Origin of the sequence: Chitinophaga sedimenti (assembly GCF_023156195.1) — a bacterium.
Classification (GTDB): domain Bacteria; phylum Bacteroidota; class Bacteroidia; order Chitinophagales; family Chitinophagaceae; genus Chitinophaga; species Chitinophaga sedimenti.
Map to the genome: position 1 here is coordinate 3,699,022 of NZ_JAKUKA010000001.1, position 17,529 is coordinate 3,716,550.

Here is a 17,529-nt window from a genome sequence, read left to right on the forward strand (position 1 = left end):
GCCATTTTTTATGTCTACTGCATCTTGAACACTTTCTTATCCGCCAGTACAAATACAGGCTCGCCTGCCTGCGGCTCTATCATATACATTCCTGTGAAATGGCTAAATGCAGGCAGCACCGCATATTGCTGACCAAAATAGAAACAGGGTAGTCGCATACTCTGCCGTCCATATCCAAACATGCGCACACCTGGGTGAATATGACCAGATAATACGTATAGTCCATTAACGGCCGCATCTGTAGCATCGTGCACGAAATGGATATTTTCAAGTGTCAGTGCATCGTAACGTAAAATCTCCAACTCTTCGTATACCGATGCATCCATAATATCGTGATTGCCCGTTACCAGGTCAAATTGCAACTGATGAAACTGGCGGCGCCAGATTTTGAAATACTGCACTTCGTTATTGGCGCTGCTATGGAACATGTCGCCCACGATGATCACACGCCTGGGCGCATACCGAACGATTAACTGCTGCAGGCAAAAAGATCCTCCTGCACAATATTGGCCGGTATAGCAATGCCCGCTTTTCTGAAATGCGCGGACTTCCCAAGATGCAGATCGGAGACAATCAGTGCCCCCGCTTCTTCCCAATACAATCCCTTTCCCGACGAAACACGCCAATGTTGTTCCTTAAAATGAAACGAAATATCTTCCACGATGCAAAAATAGGTAAATGAGTATTGCTTTTAGTCGGCCTCCAGCTGTAATTGCATCTTTTTGATCCTGTCCTCGAGCTTCTCACTGGTCAGACTTTCGCGCAAACTATCTACCTTAATCGGGAAGCAGAAAGGCGTTAAGCGAACCGGTTCGGTGATGACGATTTTGCTGGCTGCGATACGTTCGAGCATTTCGCGCAGACGTGCTTCCTCCATCTGGTAGAAAAAAGCCTCATTAAATGCTTGCCGCAGCAGCAGGTTATAAGGATCGAAATCCCGGAACACATTAAATATCAGCGATGCTGACGCCTGTAAGTGCCTGTTGGTTTTGCTTTTACCAGGATACCCGGTAAACACAAGCCCGGCAATCACGGAAATATCCCGGAACTTCCGTCTCGCCATCTCCGTAGCATTCACACTGCTTTGCAAGTCAGTATTTAAATTGTCCAGGCTGAAAAATGCGTGGGCGTTGCTTTCATAAATAGGAATGGGTTGATCCGACAGTAACTCGAAACCATAATCATTCATCGCGATGGAAAAAGTAATGGGATGTTGCTGGCTGATGCGCCAGGCGAGCAGTGTCGCCATTACCTCATGTACGAGCCTGCCTTCAAAGGGATACACGAACAAATGATAGCCGTCTTTTGTCTGGATCTTTTCCATGAGCAACTCATCTTCTCCCGGAATGTGCGACAGCTGTTGTTGTAAATCGAAGAGTGGTTTTAACACACGGATTTCCACATCTTCACTCACGCCTGCGATCGCCTCCTCGGAACTTACGGCGCAACATTTTGCCGAGATTGGCGGAAAGCGGCATCCTGCCTCCGTTCCAGCTGGGAACGATCATCCGTTTAGCAGACGACTTCCGGACGAGGACCGTCATATCTTTAATCATCACATATTCGAGATTACGGCCACTCAGGCTGAAAGCGTCGCCGGGTTGCAAGCGGCTGATGAATGATTCTTCGATCACCCCGATATATCCCCCGCTCAGGAATTTTACCTTCAACATCGCGTCACTAACGATCGTACCAATATGCAATCGGTGTCGCATCGCGATCTGCCGGTTGTAACAGGCGTAAAAATCTTCGTCACGCGATAACTTTTTGAATTCGTCATAGCTCTGCAATGCCTCTCCGCCGGTAGTAAGAAAGGCCAGCAGCCATTGCCAGTCTTCTTCTGTCAGCTCCCGGAAACAGAAGGTGCCCTTTACTTCTTCCCATATCACTTTTGAATTGAAACCATCGGAAACACCGAGTGTCATCAGGTATTGCAGTAATACATCATAGGCCAGGATCACCGGCATCCTGCTTTCAATCAGATTTTGATGCATGGCGGTTTTAAGTGCGGCAGCTTCCACCAGTTCCAGCGAATGGGTTGGTAAAAACCAGATGTTGCTGACGGCGTCCGGTTGGTGGCCACTACGGCCAGCCCGTTGCAGGAAACGCGCTACACCTTTCGGGCTTCCCACCTGTATCACGGTATCCACCGGCCTGAAGTCCACACCCAGATCCAGGCTGCTCGTACACACTACTATCTTTAACGTCCCGGTATGCAATGCCTCTTCCACCCAAATCCGCAACTCCGCATCCACCGAACCGTGATGCAATGCCATAACGCCCGCCAGGTCCGGCTCCGCCTTTAGAAGACCATGATACCATATTTCAGACTGTCCCCGGGTATTTGTAAATAGCAGGGTTGTATAACTGCCATCTATCACCGGCAAAGCCTTTTGCACCAGCCTGATGCCGAGGTGCCCCGCCCAGGGATATTTTTCGATTTCATCCGGCAATATGCTATGCAACGCTACCTTCTTATTTAGCGCTGCGCGAATAGTAACACCCGACCAGGTATCTTTTCCCAAAAGAACTTCCAGCGCTTCATCCAGGTTGCCAATAGTAGCGGAAATACCCCAGGTCTGCAATTTCCGGCCCTCTGCCGCCGCCAGTCCCTTTAAGCGCGACAGCCCCAGTTCCACCATTACACCACGCTTACTTCCCAACAGTTCGTGCCACTCGTCCACTACCACTGCCCGAAGATGCTGCAACACCTTTCCATACTCTTTTTGCGCCAACAGAATATGCAGGCTTTCGGGGTGATCAACAATATTTCCGGCATCAATTTCTTTTGCTGTTGCCGCACGGCGGTAGGTGTATCGCCGCTACGGATGCCGACCTGCCAGCCGATCTCCAACTCATCCAACGCCTCCTGCATGGCGCGTGCAATATCTTTGGCCAACGCCCGCAAGGGTGTGATCCACATCATTTGCAGTCCATTCTTCGTCTTCGTTTTGTACTTGTTCGGCTCCCGGTCAATCCATTCTATCAACCGCCGGGAACAACGAAAACGTTTTACCGAATCCAGTAGGCGCGTTCACCAGGCCAGAATTACCCGCAAGATACTGCTCCCAGGCCTCCGACTGGAAAGCGAAGGGTTTCCGGCCTTTCTTCGCCAGCCAATCGTTTATAATTTTCCTACCCTTAGATTGTTGCATCCCGATGAAATTACCACAATTACTACAATAATCACTCCGCCCTGTTACCGCCTTCCATCGCCGAAATCCCTGTCTTCAAAGTACCCGATCTTACGCATGGTATGCACATCCACGGTGATCACGCCAAACTCCTCGGTTACACGTCCCTGCAACACATAAAAACCTTGTTTTCCGAAAGGATGGCGGGCCAGACTCGGTGGAAAATGTACAGTATCAACGAATGCTAATTCCCTGTCGAAGAACGTACCAAAACACATCGGATCACCTTTGTTCGTCCGGATGTATTTGAGCGTCACTAAATATCCCAGCACTTTTACCTCCTGGCCTATTCTCACGTCCAGGTCAGCTGCCAGATGATAGCCATCCTGGTCGTGGTCGAGCACGGAAAAAGGCGACGCCAGCGGAAAACCCAATAATTCAATTTCATCAAATGCATCTTCATGTGGGTGAGCAGCCAGTGCCGGTAACTGCCAGTCACGCACTTCTTCATCGAACAGCGATAAACGCGCATCTTCCGCTACTTGCTTCCGCAAAAGCAGGGAACTCTTCCATAACAACTCCTTTTACTTTCTCCGGTGAACTTAAATGCCCCCACACGGATCAATAATTCGAGTTGCTCGGGTGCCGGTGACGTTCGGGCAATAAAATCTTCGAGGCCGGCAAATGGTCCGTCAGCTTGACGGCACCGTAACATCCGTTCTATCCCATCCTGTTCAAGACGCTCCACATGAATGAACCCGGTGTACACCTCGCGGCCCATGATGTTCGTGTAGTAATCCCCATTGTTTACACAGGGGGATGAATCGTCACGCCCGTTTTGGACAATTCCCGGAAGTACAGCTCCCGGTTATAAAAGCCGCCAAAGTTATTGATAACAGCTACCATGAACTCGGCGGGAAAGTAGGTTTTCAGAAACAGACTCTGGTAGCTTTCCACGGCAAAACTCGCCGAGTGTGCTTTGGAAAAGGAGAAGTTGGCAAAGCTGGAAATTTGCCGCCATACCTCTTCGCTCACGGAACGCTCTCGTCCGAGCCGGTCACAGTTATCAAAGAACTGCTCCCTGATCTTCCTGAAATTTTCTTCTCCGCGGTATTTTCCGGCCATTGCGCGGCGAAGCGTATCCGCGTCTGCCAGCTCCAGGTCCGCGAATTGGTGCGCCACCCTAATAACATCTTCCTGGTAAACCATCACGCCATAGGTCTCATTCAGCAGCTCCTTCATAATCGGATGCAGGTATTCCGTCTTTTCCGGATGATGAAAATTCTGCACATACTGCCGCATCATACCTGCCTGCGCTACACCAGGACGAATAATCGAGCTTGCGGCTACCAGCGTGAGATAATTGTCGCAACGCAACTTCTGCAACAACTGCCGCATGCCCGGCGATTCGATGTAGAAACAGCCAATGGTATTCACCTGCCGCAGGTTCTGCTTCACATGCTCATCCTCCATAAAACTCTTTACATCGTTAATATCCACACTAATTTGCCGGTGCTGCTTCACCAGCGTCATGGTATCACGAATATGTCCCAGCCCGCGCTGACTCAGGATATCGAACTTATGAAGATTGATCGCTTCTGCCATATGCATATCCAGCTGGGCCGTGCAGAAACCTTTGGGAGGCAGGTGCGTGGCGCAGAAACGATGAATAGGCTCGTCACTTACAAGGATGCCGCCTGCATGTATGCTGAGATGATTCGGATAGGCCTCCAACAGGTTACCGTAGCGCAATATCTTCCGCTGGATGTCATCAGCCCCTAGTGACACCTCGTATGGGCGTTCCAGGATGCGGTCTATTTCCCGTTTGGGCAAACCGAATACTTTACCCAGTTCCCGTACTATTGCATTAGTCTGAAACGTAGCTACCGTACCTAACAATGCGGCATACCCCTCCCCATACCTATCAAATATGTATCTGAAAATCTCATCCCTGTCACGCCAGGAAAAGTCGATGTCAAAATCGGGTGGACTGGAACGATGTGGGTTCAGGAAACGCTCAAAATAAAGGTCAAGCGCAATGGGATCAACATTGGTGATATGCAAACAATAGGCCACCACCGAATTTGCGCCGCTCCCTCTACCCACGTAAAAAAGCCCCGGCTTTGCGCGAAACAAATGATATCCCAGGTGATCAGGAAATAAGCATTGAAGTTCATCTTATCAATGATAAACAACTCCTTTTCAATTCTCCTCAGCGCTTCCCCGTTTTGATTACCATATCGCAGTTGCATGCCTTCCAACGCTTTTTCCCGCAACAATTCACGATCGGTATGCCTGTCACCGGTAAACGTCTGCCGGTTCCTCACTGCTTTAAAATCGAATTCCAGCTGACAATCATCCATGACGCGAAGCGTGTTTCGTACTATGTCCGGGTACTGCTCATACATCGCCAGCAACCTATATGGTGGCAAAAACACTTCATCTGCACCAGCAGTTTCCTCAACCGGCAATTGCGTAATCAGCAAGTTTTTATCTACTGCCCGCAATAACCGGTGCAGCTCATATTGTTCAGCAGACGCAAAGGTCACGGGATGCCACATCACCAGCTTATGCGCCAACGACTGCACATCTACCCGGAATAACCGGCTGAGATCACGGGGCTTGACACCTAATAACTCATGTGGCAGTAATGTATCCGGATGCTGCTTGCCCCAGGCATACATCACATATACACCGGGCATCACGGGTGCTCTCTGCGGGAAAGGAGTATTCTCCCGCAAATGCTTCGACAAAAAGCATTAATGTATTGCCAGCCTTCCATATCCCGCGCCAGCAGAAGATAACAGAAGACGGCCCCGTTACGGCATTCGAGTCCGAGAATAGGCCTTATGTCCGCCTCGTAACAATGCTTTACAAAATCCCAGCATCCGGTCGTGCTGTTGATATTGGTAAGCGCTATCGATGTTACGCCCCATTCCCGTGCCAGCGCGATGAGCTCCTTATCTTTAATAGTGCCATAACGCAGGCTGAACCAGTTTTTACAATTCAGGTACATACCGTCGCCCCACGCATGATAAATTGCCAGCCATACTGGCTTTTTATACTATCAATCGCCTGGTAAAGCGATATCATTTCCTCCGTATCATCAAAAAGACTGATCTGGTAATTTCCTCCGACGAGATGGCTCAACCGCACACCGACAAGTCGTACCAGTTGCCTGCGGTCGTACAACCGGTTAAATAGCTCCGTCACCTTCTGCAACAGCACGTGATCCGAACCGGTATAAGGAATTACCGCCTGCTTCGTCACCGTATCAAAATCTGCATACCGCACCTTTACCGTTACGCAACCGGCCAGCTTATCCTGCTGCCGCAACTCAAACCCAACTTCTCGGTCATTCGCACCAGTTCCTTATGCAAAAACCGCAAATCGATCGTATCACTTGAAAAGGTATTTTCCGTACCGATCGATTTCTTCTCATGATAAGGTATTACCGGTGTTTCATCGATGCCGTTCGCCTTATTCCAGATCGCAATGCCATTCTTACCCATCCATGCCTCCAGTAAGGCCGGCGGTATTTCACTCAGGGTTTTTACCGTTTCTACGCCCCGTTGCCGCAAACGCGCAGCCGTTTCTCTGCCCACCATCGGCAGTTTATCGATGGGCATAGGCGCAAGAAACGACTTCTCTCCCCCAACGCTACCGCCAGCTGTCCATTTGGCTTGGCTTCATTCGTCGCCACCTTCGAGACCATTTTGTTAGACGCCAACCCAAACGAAATCGGCAACCCCGTCATCTTCATAATCTTCCGTCTCAATTCGGACGTCCACTTCAGCGAACCAAAATATTTATCCATTCCCGTCAGATCTAAATAAAACTCATCTATCGACGACTTTTCGTATAACGGTGCCTCCTCGGCAATCAATCCCGTTACCTGTTGCGATAATTCACTGTAAAAATCATGGTCCCCCGTACGCACGATCGCCTCCGGACACAAGCGCAAAGCGGTTTTCATCGGCATCGCGGAATGAATCCCGTAACGCCTGGCCTCATAACTACAGGCGGCCACCACCCCACGATCGCTCATGCCGCCTACCAGCAACGGTTTCCCCTTCAAACGTTGATCTTTCAGGCATTCTGCGGACACGAAGAAGCAATCCAGATCAAAGTGCGCGATCGATCTATGCTGTAGTGAAATCATTATCCATCTTTTCACCGAAAATACTAAATAAATTAGCTTTACTAAAATTATTAGCTTTTTATTTTCAGGGAATTTTAAAACTTATTTACCCCTATCGCTGTAAATAATATATACACGTTATCGACGGATTTTTTCACCGCTAAAGCCGCTTTATGAAACATCCGGATTATTTGAAAGAACTGTTGCTGATCTGCCTCCTCCTCCTTCCGATGGCCTACCTGGGTATTATCTGGAACCAGCTGCCGGAAGAACTGGCCACCAATTATATGCTGAACGGCACGCCCGAGTACGTAGGCTATAAAGGTGAATTTCTGCTACTAATGATTTTTCTCTTTTTCACGAATCTCCTATTATATTTTCTCTTCCGCTATATTCCGCGGCTAGACAGCGATCCGGGCACACGGGAGTCCTTGAACGGCGACGAATACTATCGTATTCGGTTCGCTATTCACATATACCTGGCAGTATTCAGTTGTTTTGTGATCCTACTGCTACAACTCGGCTACCAGCGTGGCGTTGAAAAGTGGGTATTTGCAGGAGTGGGCATACTCATCATAGTGCTGGGGTATTATCTCGGAAAGGTGCGTCCCAACTACTTTGTGGGTGTTCGCACGCCCCGGACGCTGCTGGACAATGAAGTTTGGCGACGAACGCATAAGATGGCAGGAAGTTTATGGATAGCTGTAGGTGCTGTCATGCTGGTCGCCGGTTTCTTCCTGCCGGTCATGACCGGGGTATTCCTGGTTTTTGTAGCGGTTGTGCTGCTTTCGGCGCTCCCTTACATTTATTCGTTCCGGCTGTACAACCGTGACAAAGGATAAAAAAGCGGGCAGTGATTCACTGCCCGCTTTGCTATTACAATTTGATACAATTAGAGGGAAGGGAACCAACCGCGACCTTTGCTAACCACCATTACAGCCAGCAAAATCACGAGCAGGAACGACAAGCCGAAGAATATGAGGCCCGCCTTGTGTTTAGCCGCATCCGTTGGGGCTTTTTTCACTTTGGAACGACCAATATGCGCCAATATAATGGCCAACAGCCCCAATGTCAGGTGCTCAACCGCCCAGAAACGAAGCTGACCATCTTTCATCGCCGCGCCCATATTGGCCATTGCAGCTTTTGTCAGGGCACTTGTCACAAAATAAAGGATCAATCCCAGGAGCAGCTGAACGTCCGGGAAAATCATATAAAATAAACCAGCTTTGTTATCGGCAGGCGTAAACGGCGTTTTTCCGTTAACACCTTTCCATGCGCGCAGTACGGCCCATAAGCCAGCCAGTACAATCAGCCATCTCATGATGGAGTGGAGGAATAATACAGTAGTATTCATAATCAGATTTGTTTTTCCGCAGGCAAAAATAAGTGAAGCCAAAGAATATATTTGGTATTTATAAAAATTATTTGCTAATTTTGTTAGCATCGTATTACTAAATTATTTAGGGATGTCTATCGTTTGCCAGAACTTGAAATACTTGCGTAAGCAAAAAGGCTGGACGCAACAGGAATTTGCCGATAAACTGAACATCAAACGTTCGCTGCTCGGCGCATATGAAGAAGAGCGCGCAGAGCCCCGTACCGAGGTACTGGAACTTGTGAGCGATATGTTTCGTGTATCCATCGACGATCTCCTTCGCCGCGACCTGAGTTCGCCCAAAGAAACGTTCCTGGAAAAGCGCCGCCAGCAGAAAATGGCCAGCGCACGCCAGAACATTTCATTTGTACCGGTGAAAGCCGCTGCGGGTTACCTCGCGGGATTCAATGATGAAGAATTCATCGATGAACTGAACAGCTTTACCCTCCCCATGATTGGCGCCGGAGATTACCGGGCGTTCGAAATTGCGGGCGATTCTATGTTACCGACCCCGTCGGGCTCCGTGATCGTCTGTCATAAAGTAGATGGCTGGGAAGATATTAAAAATAACGAAACTCATATCGTGGTAACGGCCCGCGAAGGTATCGTTTACAAACGTGTGGTGAAAAGTAACCGTACTAAAGGAAAAATCACGCTGGTATCCGATAATCCGCAATATGAACCTTACCCGGTAAATATGGAGGATATACTGGAAGTATGGCAAACAGATGCTATTATCCAGAAAATTGCTCAGCAACAGCGTGTAAGTGTTAACCACCTGGCCAGCGTTGTGACGCATCTGCAGGAACAGGTTAGCATGCTGAAGAAAAAATGAAGGATTAGCCCCCTGCATATATTCCAAGAGATTATTTATCACATATTCCCAAACATGGAGCCTGGAAACAAACCGGGTCTCCATGTCAGGGAAAGTTTATACGAGCCTGTCGTGTAACACGTGACCGTATGTCGCCACCAACATGCGGGGAGTAAAAATTAAAGAAAGTTGCCACCAGCTTTTGTTTCCTATTTCAGCCGCAGTGCTTCGCTCACTGCAGCGACAACAATGCTATTACACAAAAATGCCGTAGCAACCAGGTTACTACGGCATCGGGAAAATATTTTAAACGATTACTCGAGGTTGAACAAGCCTTTGTTCAGCAACTGCAGGGTTTTATCTTTATACTGACCGCCCACCAGGATGGAAATGTTATGCCTGCTGCCGCCGTACGAAATCATACGTAAAGGCACTTCGTTCAGGCAATCGAACAGTTTCTTCAGGATGGACGGGGTAGCTGCCACCTCGTTACCAACGATCGAAACGATTGCCTGGTGATGGTCCAGCTCAACGGTACCGAAGGGCTGTAACTCTTTCAGTATCTGATCGAGATGCGTCTGGTTATCGATAGTAATGGAAACTGCCACTTCTGAAGTGGTGATCATGTCGATTGGCGTGCGGTATTTTTCGAACACTTCGAAGATTTTACGCAGGAAGCCGTAAGCCAGCAGCATACGGCTGGACTTGATCTTGATCGCAATGATGCCATCTTTTGCAGCTATCGCTTTCGCACCGTCACCACTGGGCAATTCTGTGATGATGGTACCCTTTGCTTCGGGCTGCATCGTGTTCAACAGCTTCACTGGAATATTGAAGTGCTGCGCGGGCCAGATAGAGGCCGGATGCAGGATTTTGGCGCCGAAATATGCCAGCTCGGCTGCCTCGTCGAACGACAACTGCTCAATAGGGAAAGTCTTTTTCACTACACGAGGGTCATTGTTATGCATGCCGTCGATATCTGTCCAGATCTGCACTTCCTTCGCCTGGATAGCTGCACCGATCAGGGAAGCAGAGTAATCACTGCCGCCACGTTTCAGGTTATCCACTTCGCCTCTGGCGTTGCGGCAAATATAACCCTGCGTAACGAAAACCCCTTTGTTACCGTGTTTTTCAAGCAGGGCAGACAGTTTCGTTTTAATACGGGGAATTTCCGGCTCCTCGTATTCGTCGATGCTCATGAAGTCGAGCGCGGGCACCAGCGTGGCTTCCACACCTGCCTCCTCGAGGAATACGCAGAACAGCTTCGTAGACAATAGTTCGCCCTGCGCCAGAAGATCTTTGTTAAGTGCCTCGTTGAAAGAGATTTTGAGGATGATGTTCAGGAACTCGAAATGCTCATCAACGATAGCTTTGGCGGCAGCCTGTCCTGCAGGTTGCTTTACCAGCTCATTGCAGAAAGCGCGGTAATGCGCCTCCAGCTTGTCGATCTGCTGCTTCGCCTGGTCCTTTTACCCTCGGAAAGTGACTGGCCAATTTCCACGAGGGCGTTTGTGGTGCCCGATAAGGCAGACAGTACCACGATTTTGGGGTCCTGGTCTGCAGTGATCAACTTTGCTACGGCATGCATACGCTCAGGTTTACCAACTGAGGTACCGCCAAATTTTAAAATTTTCATTTTTTATCAGCTATCTATGTATTACTTAGAAATCAAGTTCAAATTTAGTGGCGACCTCCCTCAAATCCTTTACCACTGGTAACAATAAAGGAATACCGGAATGGATACGTTCCGCCGCCATCTCCCGTTCCGGATCACCGGGAATCAGCACCGGCTGCTCTTCGCTCACAGGTACTGTACTGCGAAAACGGCTGATCCATGTATCCATGTGCGTCTTAAACTCATCCGCCGGGCGGAAAGCATCCACACGCATGGCGCCAAAGAAGTGCCCTAACCCTTCACCTACCGGATTGGGAGGCAAAGGTAAAAAACTTACAAATGGCGGCGCCCACGGACCATAATTTGCTCCGGACAGTACCGCGGAAAAGATATCCACAACGGCGCCCAGGCAATATCCTTTATGGCTGCCGTGCTCACGGTCGCCGCCGAGGGGGAGCAGCGCTCCACCAGATTTCAGCTCGTGCGGATTAGTGGATGTATTTCCTTCCTTGTCCTGCACCCAGCCGGTTGGCGTCTCCTGATCTTTGCGCTGGAGAATTTCCAGTTTACCGTTGGCTGCGGTCGTTGTAGCAAAGTCGGCCACGAAGGGGGCTGCTCACCTGCCGGGATCGCCACCGCGATAGGGTTGGTACCCAGCATCCTTTCCTTCGCAAAAGTCGGCGCCACCAGGGGACTGGCATTGGTCATGGCCATACCGATCATATCATGCTCCAACGCCTTCATGGCATGGTAGCCGGCAATCCCGAAGTGGTTGGAATGTTTCACGCTCACCCAACCGCTACCCACGTTGCGGGCTTTATCAATCGCCACCTGCATGGCGAAGGGGGCTACTACGAGCCCCAGACCACCGTCACCGTCCACTACTGCCGTGCTGGGCGTTTCGTGTACGATGCGGATATTGGGTGTAGGATTAATACGGCCGGCTTCCCACAGGCGAATGTATCCGGAAAGCCGGGCCACACCGTGGGAATCTACGCCTCGCAAGTCTGCCGACACCAACACCTCGCTGGCAAGATCGGCATGCGCCTGGGAACAACCCATTTTCAGGAATACGTCGCGTGTAAAGGATCGAAGATGATCGTAAGAAAAAGCTGGTCCATTCGGTCGAATAACGTTTCCTTCTTGCTTTAAATATATGATAATCAGGCTTGTGCTGTAGGACCGCCAAAATTTAACGGCACAGATACAGGCTCACCATCCTGGATGGTACCATGTGCAGCCTCGTATTTTTTCACATTGTCTATCAGCGCTTTCATCAGCCTTTTGGCATGCTGAGGCGCCAGTATCATCCGGGATTTAACCCTTGCCTTCGGCAAGCCCGGCATTACATTGATGAAGTCCAGCACAAATTCAGTAGGCGAATGTGTAATGATCGCCAGGTTCGCATATGTACCGTCCGCCACTTCTTCAGTCAGCTCAATATTGAGTTGCTGCTCATTTTGATTTTCCATCATGTACAGTTTAAGAAAGCACAAAAGTAAAAAAGAGACCCCGGATTTGAGGCCTCTTTTTTCGAAAGAGATGCTGATGCATTAAAATAGCATCCGGCTCCCTGGTTAGATTATCATAAACGATCGATATTTTGGTTGTCAATTTTCCAATTTAAACCAATTTGTTCATCTGCTGCTGAAAAAAGTTAAGGCAATGTTAAAGCCCCTTGCCAGTAAGCATTTCCGCGAACGAGGCAAGCCCTCTACCGAGGGCCTGCCAATAGATGATCGAAAGTGTCAATCAAAATCGGAATCTGAATCATCTATACCATCATCCGGAAAATAGTTCAGAAACGGTCCCAGAATAACTTGATGCCGACTTCGTCGGCACCGACGGATACCGATGCCTTATCGTAGTTGACCGTATTAATATTCTGCTCCGTGACCGGGTACGTATAACGCATCGGAATATCCGTCGCCTTCAACCCGTCGGGGATATTAAAAACCGGCGCGTCAAGGCGACGCCATTCCACCCAGGCATCGAAGCCCCGGTTGTAGTAGGCCAGCCATTGCTGTATACCTATTTTAGCTTTCCAGTTACCGGGAGCGGTGGCGTACGCCACATTTGCCTGTAGCAAATATGCTGGGCAATAGCGTCCGTCCCACCCCAGTAAGTTACGGAGGCAGTTACTCCCTTATTGTAGTGGGAGGCCGCGGTTCCGCCAACGTTAAACCCTCTTTCAACGGCTTCTGCCAATATAAATTCAACTTCCGCGTAGTCGAGGAACAATCCTTCAAACGACGGCTCGGTGATTTTCGCGGAAGCATGTGAGTAAGAGTCGTACGAGTTACCGGAACCGTAAATACCGCCGAGGTAATTACTGCCATCTACCGAACTGAAATAGTATTGCCGGCGGGGATCACTCCGGGCATTCATAATATCCACCATGGTATTAGCCGCCACAAAGTCGTTACGATTGCTCTGGATCAATTCTACCCACACCGGATTGGTATTAGGGGGCACCGACAAATACTTAAACGTTGCATTATGGCTATTTTCTGTAAATGCACCGGCCCAGGCACTTTCTATAGTGCTCTTTGCCTTGGCGGCGTCGACATCGGCAAGCAGAATGCCGAGTTTTAATTTCAAGGTGTTGGCGAAACGCTTCCAGTCTTCGACTTCACCCCGTAAACGATATCGGCGTCATCATAACTGGCAACCGACACGTCCATCGCTGCAATGGAGGAATCCAGACGAAGAATGAGGTCGGAGACTATATCCGCCTGTTTGTCGTATTCCGGTGCACCAACAGTATAATCCAGCGACCTGGAGTATGGGACGTCTCCAAAAGTGGCCACTAACACCGAAAAGGCATACACCTGCATTACATCGGCAATGGCCAGTTCGTTCCGGCGTTCCTTTTCGTCACTGTAGCCGGCATCGGCGATGACCAACTTTTTAGCCTCCTGCAAATCGGCTAATACGTCGCGATAAATCGTATTCCAGAAGGTTTGCGGAATGTTTCGGGTGCCAAGGTCGTAACGACTTTCGTCGGTATAAGTCGTTTGCGCCCATTGTTGGGAGAGTAGCCGGAAGATATTGATATTCACGCTGGGTGTAGTCATCACGTTCGCGAGGTTCTTCTGCGCATTGGAGAAGAGGGTATACGACGGCACATCGGTCGGGTTCTTGGGATCGTCATTCAGACCGGTAAGGTCTTTGCTGCAGGCAGCCAGCGTAACAATCCCGATGAATATGATAAGCTTTCTCATGATCGTCAGTTTTAGAATCTTAGTTTCAGGTTAAAGCCAATATTGCGGGTGGTAGGATAACTGCCCACCTGGTATCCCCGGAGGTTACCCGAGCTCAGGTTGTCTTCGGGATCCGCATATGGCAGGTTTTTGTGAATGATCCAGAGATTACGGCCCAGCAGGGATACATCGATCCCCTTTATGCCTTTAATCCTCGGCCATCAACACCTGGGGGAAACTATAAGTGAGCGACAATTCACGCAGTTTTACATAACTCGCGTCGTACACAAAAGCTGCAGTCGGATTTCTGCTGTAGCCGAGGGTACCGTATCCCACGGTTACGCGCTTATCATTGACTTTACCTTCGTCGTCCACACCCGGAAAAATAACTCCACCATCTTCTGCGGCGGCACTGCGAACAGGTTTTCCAAGTTCGTTATTGCCCGCGGTTTCGGCCAGTAAACCGGTGGCGAGACCATAATACATATCGAGCGAGAACACGTCGCCTCCCTTACGCACATCCACCAAAGCACCGAGCGTAAAACCTTTGTAGCGAAGCGTGGTGCCAATACCACCGATCCAGTCGGGGTTTACATTCCCGATAATTTCGTTCGCGCCCGGGGTACGTTGATAGAAGCCATCGTCATCCACCAGCTTCTGTCCCTTTTCATTGTACACGAAATTACGACCGCGGATAGTTCCATACGGCTCATCCAGCGCGGCATTCAGTGTAACCCCTCCGGGAAAAGAGGCCAGCTGCAGGTTTTTAGAATCTTCGAACAGCCGCAATACTTTGTTGCGGTTACGTGACCAGTTCACATTAATCGTCCAGGAAAAATCCGTCGTGCGCACCGGCGTGGCATATGCCGATAACTCAACACCCTTATTCTCGACGTCACCTGCATTCACAAACTTGGATTCGTAACCGGTGGCGGAAGAAATGGTGACAGGAAATATCTGGTCGGTGGAGTTCTGGCGGTAATAAGTAACATCAAGCCCAAAGCGATGATCCAGAAAAGCCAGTTCCACCCCTGTTTCAAAGCTCTTTGTCCTTTCCGGTTTCAGGTCCGGGTTGTTCTTCCGGAGTGGCAGTGAGAATAGCGTAATCGCATCGAAGCTGGTCGGTTTATCATAAGTATCCTTCAAACTTTTTGCCGGCGCAGTATTGCCGACTTCGGCATAGTTGGCGCGCACTTTACCGTAACTAAGCCAGGTTACATCCGGCAGCAGTTTGGAAAACAACAGTCCGAGAGAAGCGGAAGGATAATAGTACGTATTGTTGTTATCCGGCAGCGACGATGATTCGTCCCGGCGGCCTGTCAGATCAAGGAAGAGGAACCCCTTGTAACCCAGGCTTACACTGGCGAAGATACCATCCACACCCAGCGTGGAATAAGTTTCTGTCGGCGGCGCAATGCTATTGAGGGAGTTCGCGAGGGAATACAGGCGATCGATTACAAGCCCTCCATTTGTTTCCGCAAATACCGACTCAATTTTTGTACGGCGGATATTTAAACCGGCGAGCGCTTTCAAATTAAAATCCTCGGAAAGATCTTTATTGAAGTTCGCCATCAGGTCGTAGTTATACTCGCGGAAAGTGCGGTTATAGCGGGAATAGTTGGATACATCCACACTACCCTTAGCCATTCTCTCCTCCTGTTGTTCGTCGTAAGAGTCGAGCGAAACACGGCCCAGTACATCCAGCCAGTCGGTAATGTGATAAGTAAGACTCACATTGCCGAAGTAGCGGAAGCGATCGTCATTCTCATAGTTTTCGTAGCGAACGAAGTAGTTATTGTCCCAGTAAATCGGGTTCAGGTTCGTTGGACTGGCAAAATTCCATGTGGCATTTTTACGTTCTGCGAAGTAGGCTTCTTTCTGTTCTTTGACGTCGACATTCGTTTGCCACCACTGGCGGAAGTTTGTGGCTACGTTTTTAGAATCGTAGCCAGTACCATAGCGACCGGTACCTCTAACACGCGAAAAGTTCATGGAAGCACCGGCGGTAAGTTTCGGCGTAATGTTGTACGAAGTACCAAGGTTGATAATATCTTTGTTGATCCGACTATTGGGCAGGATACCTTTCTCTGTATTCTTCGTATAACCGAGTTTAAAGAATCCTTTGTCGTTTGCCCCGTCGACCATCACACTATTGCTGGTAGAGAATGCGTCCTCAAAAAAGTAAGCGGATCGTTTTTGCCCGCTACCCATGGACGCGGCTTTCCATAAGATGGCATCGTGGGTGTAAGGCTTGTCCAATCGTAGACCATTAATGCAGGATCGAATTCTTTTCCGAAAGAGGCATCTTCACTTAATGGCACTACAAGATCTTTGGTGCCGTCACCATTCATGTCGCGGTACAGGAAAAAGCCATCGGGCGATTCATAGAGCGTGACAGGGTTGTAGCCTGCACCATATCTCGTCTGGTATTTGGGGAAAGTGCTTTTATCAACAAGTCCCCAATTAACACCAGCATTTACGGTAACGCCAACACCGCGGGAGCCCCGTTTAGTCGTGATCATCACCACCCCGTTGGCTGCCCGTGAGCCATAGAGCGCTGCCGCAGCGGCGCCCTTCAGCACGTTAAGCGATTCAATATCGTCCGGGTTGATGTCTGCCGCCGCGTTACCGAAGTCATATCCACCACGACCGGTGGTCTGGTTGTTGTCGTTGGTGTTGGAATTATCCACGGGCACACCGTCGACCACGAACAACGCCTGGTTACTGTACAACAGGGACTTGGCGCCACGCAACACGATGTTGGTAGAACCACCCATGCTGTTGTTCCGGCGAATTTCGAGGCCGGACACTTTGCCCGACAATGAGTTCACAAAATTCGCGTCGCGGGTTTTACTGATGTCTTCTCCGCGCACGCTTTGTGCGGAGTACGGCAGTTCATTCTTTTTGCGCTGAACACCCAGCGCCGTAACGACCACTTCCTGCAGCCCTGTTGCATCGGAGAGCAGCGTGACAGCAACGCGGGCGGATGTACCTGTGCTGATTTCTTTAGTGGAATAACCAACACTGCGGATAACCAGCACTGCATCGGGCGCAGCCTCGATGGTAAATTGTCCGTTTTGATCGGCGGTCGTACCGCTCGTGGTCCCTTTGATTTGAATTGTGGCAAACGGGATGGGAGCTCCATCTTCCCCGGTTACCGTACCCGACACTGGCGTTTTTGTGCGAAAACCAGGCCGATACCCACCATGAGCATGGTGAAAAGGAGTAACGCCTTCTTCATTGAGAT

The 17,529-nt window shown here is 49.6% G+C and carries 21 protein-coding genes and 3 pseudogenes; 2 read left to right on the plus strand and 22 right to left on the minus strand.

Going from position 1 to position 17,529, the window contains the following annotated elements:
• Positions 1–14 precede the first annotated feature (14 nt).
• The 13 genes and pseudogenes from MKQ70_RS21100 to MKQ70_RS21160 all read right to left on the minus strand — a co-directional run bounded on the left by MKQ70_RS21100 (position 15) and on the right by MKQ70_RS21160 (position 7,212).
• A complete protein-coding gene (locus MKQ70_RS21100) occupies positions 15–446 on the minus strand; it encodes a metallophosphoesterase family protein (RefSeq protein WP_248074149.1) in 432 nt (143 codons plus the stop codon).
• 23 nt (positions 447–469) lie between these two features.
• Positions 470–661 (minus strand): metallophosphoesterase family protein, encoded by a 192-nt coding sequence (locus MKQ70_RS21105; protein ID WP_248074151.1) that lies wholly within the window; start codon positions 659–661, stop codon positions 470–472.
• 30 nt (positions 662–691) lie between these two features.
• Complete coding sequence (locus MKQ70_RS21110; RefSeq protein WP_248074153.1) at positions 692–1,414, minus strand: DEAD/DEAH box helicase family protein; 723 nt, start codon at positions 1,412–1,414, stop codon at positions 692–694.
• Positions 1,407–1,994: a DEAD/DEAH box helicase family protein gene (locus MKQ70_RS42525; protein ID WP_372490132.1), complete on the minus strand. Its 588-nt coding sequence runs from the start codon at positions 1,992–1,994 to the stop codon at positions 1,407–1,409. The genes MKQ70_RS21110 and MKQ70_RS42525 overlap by 8 nt, the downstream gene beginning before the upstream one ends.
• A 144-nt stretch (positions 1,995–2,138) precedes the next feature.
• Positions 2,139–2,926, minus strand: a pseudogene (locus tag MKQ70_RS42530) (DEAD/DEAH box helicase); the annotation flags it as partial.
• A 273-nt stretch (positions 2,927–3,199) separates the two neighbouring features.
• Positions 3,200–3,688: a hypothetical protein gene (locus tag MKQ70_RS21125; RefSeq protein WP_248074159.1), complete on the minus strand. Its 489-nt coding sequence runs from the start codon at positions 3,686–3,688 to the stop codon at positions 3,200–3,202.
• Entirely contained in the window at positions 3,673–3,915 is a 243-nt protein-coding gene (locus MKQ70_RS21130) for a helix-hairpin-helix domain-containing protein (RefSeq protein ID WP_248074160.1), read from the minus strand. The genes MKQ70_RS21125 and MKQ70_RS21130 overlap by 16 nt, the downstream gene beginning before the upstream one ends.
• Before the next feature lie 26 nt (positions 3,916–3,941).
• Positions 3,942–5,240, minus strand: a complete 1,299-nt coding sequence (locus MKQ70_RS39075) for a DNA polymerase III subunit alpha (RefSeq protein WP_308199109.1) — start codon at positions 5,238–5,240, stop codon at positions 3,942–3,944.
• Positions 5,141–5,887 carry a hypothetical protein gene (locus MKQ70_RS39080; RefSeq protein WP_282456636.1) on the minus strand — a complete coding sequence of 249 codons (747 nt, stop codon included), beginning with the start codon at positions 5,885–5,887 and terminating at the stop codon, positions 5,141–5,143. Before MKQ70_RS39080 ends, MKQ70_RS39075 begins: the two co-directional genes overlap by 100 nt.
• Positions 5,836–6,150: a PHP domain-containing protein gene (locus MKQ70_RS21145; protein ID WP_248074162.1), complete on the minus strand. Its 315-nt coding sequence runs from the start codon at positions 6,148–6,150 to the stop codon at positions 5,836–5,838. The genes MKQ70_RS39080 and MKQ70_RS21145 overlap by 52 nt, the downstream gene beginning before the upstream one ends.
• Positions 6,141–6,470, minus strand: coding sequence for a DinB/UmuC family translesion DNA polymerase (locus MKQ70_RS21150; protein WP_248074164.1), 330 nt, complete (start codon positions 6,468–6,470; stop codon positions 6,141–6,143). Before MKQ70_RS21150 ends, MKQ70_RS21145 begins: the two co-directional genes overlap by 10 nt.
• Entirely contained in the window at positions 6,437–6,763 is a 327-nt protein-coding gene (locus MKQ70_RS21155; RefSeq protein WP_372490010.1) for a DNA polymerase thumb domain-containing protein, read from the minus strand. The genes MKQ70_RS21150 and MKQ70_RS21155 overlap by 34 nt, the downstream gene beginning before the upstream one ends.
• Complete coding sequence (locus MKQ70_RS21160; protein WP_248074167.1) at positions 6,697–7,212, minus strand: Y-family DNA polymerase; 516 nt, start codon at positions 7,210–7,212, stop codon at positions 6,697–6,699. The genes MKQ70_RS21155 and MKQ70_RS21160 overlap by 67 nt, the downstream gene beginning before the upstream one ends.
• Before the next feature lie 236 nt (positions 7,213–7,448).
• Here MKQ70_RS21160 and MKQ70_RS21165 point away from each other — a divergent pair, with 236 nt between their 5' ends.
• Positions 7,449–8,117 (plus strand): SdpI family protein, encoded by a 669-nt coding sequence (locus MKQ70_RS21165; RefSeq protein ID WP_248074169.1) that lies wholly within the window; start codon positions 7,449–7,451, stop codon positions 8,115–8,117.
• A 50-nt stretch (positions 8,118–8,167) separates the two neighbouring features.
• On the opposite strand, the gene MKQ70_RS21170 is transcribed toward MKQ70_RS21165, so the two are convergent.
• Entirely contained in the window at positions 8,168–8,629 is a 462-nt protein-coding gene (locus MKQ70_RS21170; protein WP_248074171.1) for a hypothetical protein, read from the minus strand.
• Between the two features lie 112 nt (positions 8,630–8,741).
• Here MKQ70_RS21170 and MKQ70_RS21175 point away from each other — a divergent pair, with 112 nt between their 5' ends.
• Entirely contained in the window at positions 8,742–9,485 is a 744-nt protein-coding gene (locus tag MKQ70_RS21175; RefSeq protein ID WP_372490011.1) for an XRE family transcriptional regulator, read from the plus strand.
• 293 nt (positions 9,486–9,778) lie between these two features.
• On the opposite strand, the gene MKQ70_RS21180 is transcribed toward MKQ70_RS21175, so the two are convergent.
• The 8 genes and pseudogenes from MKQ70_RS21180 to MKQ70_RS21215 form a co-directional block, all read right to left on the minus strand.
• Positions 9,779–10,912, minus strand: a complete 1,134-nt coding sequence (locus tag MKQ70_RS21180) for an aspartate kinase (protein WP_308199512.1) — start codon at positions 10,910–10,912, stop codon at positions 9,779–9,781.
• Positions 10,864–11,052 (minus strand): hypothetical protein, encoded by a 189-nt coding sequence (locus tag MKQ70_RS39085; RefSeq protein ID WP_282456637.1) that lies wholly within the window; start codon positions 11,050–11,052, stop codon positions 10,864–10,866. Before MKQ70_RS39085 ends, MKQ70_RS21180 begins: the two co-directional genes overlap by 49 nt.
• 73 nt (positions 11,053–11,125) lie before the next feature.
• A pseudogene (locus MKQ70_RS42535) lies at positions 11,126–12,141 on the minus strand (Ldh family oxidoreductase).
• A 101-nt stretch (positions 12,142–12,242) separates the two neighbouring features.
• Positions 12,243–12,554 (minus strand): DUF3467 domain-containing protein, encoded by a 312-nt coding sequence (locus MKQ70_RS21195; protein ID WP_372490012.1) that lies wholly within the window; start codon positions 12,552–12,554, stop codon positions 12,243–12,245.
• Between the two features lie 323 nt (positions 12,555–12,877).
• Positions 12,878–13,153 carry a SusD/RagB family nutrient-binding outer membrane lipoprotein gene (locus tag MKQ70_RS43865; RefSeq protein WP_308199110.1) on the minus strand — a complete coding sequence of 92 codons (276 nt, stop codon included), beginning with the start codon at positions 13,151–13,153 and terminating at the stop codon, positions 12,878–12,880.
• Positions 13,111–14,303 (minus strand): annotated as a pseudogene (locus tag MKQ70_RS42540) (SusD/RagB family nutrient-binding outer membrane lipoprotein). Before MKQ70_RS42540 ends, MKQ70_RS43865 begins: the two are co-directional and overlap by 43 nt.
• Before the next feature lie 186 nt (positions 14,304–14,489).
• Positions 14,490–16,493: a TonB-dependent receptor domain-containing protein gene (locus tag MKQ70_RS21210; RefSeq protein WP_248074178.1), complete on the minus strand. Its 2,004-nt coding sequence runs from the start codon at positions 16,491–16,493 to the stop codon at positions 14,490–14,492.
• The gene (locus MKQ70_RS21215) at positions 16,427–17,452 is read right to left on the minus strand and encodes a TonB-dependent receptor plug domain-containing protein (protein ID WP_248074180.1); all 1,026 of its coding nucleotides are present in this window, start codon (positions 17,450–17,452) and stop codon (positions 16,427–16,429) included. The genes MKQ70_RS21210 and MKQ70_RS21215 overlap by 67 nt, the downstream gene beginning before the upstream one ends.
• Positions 17,453–17,529 lie beyond the last annotated feature (77 nt).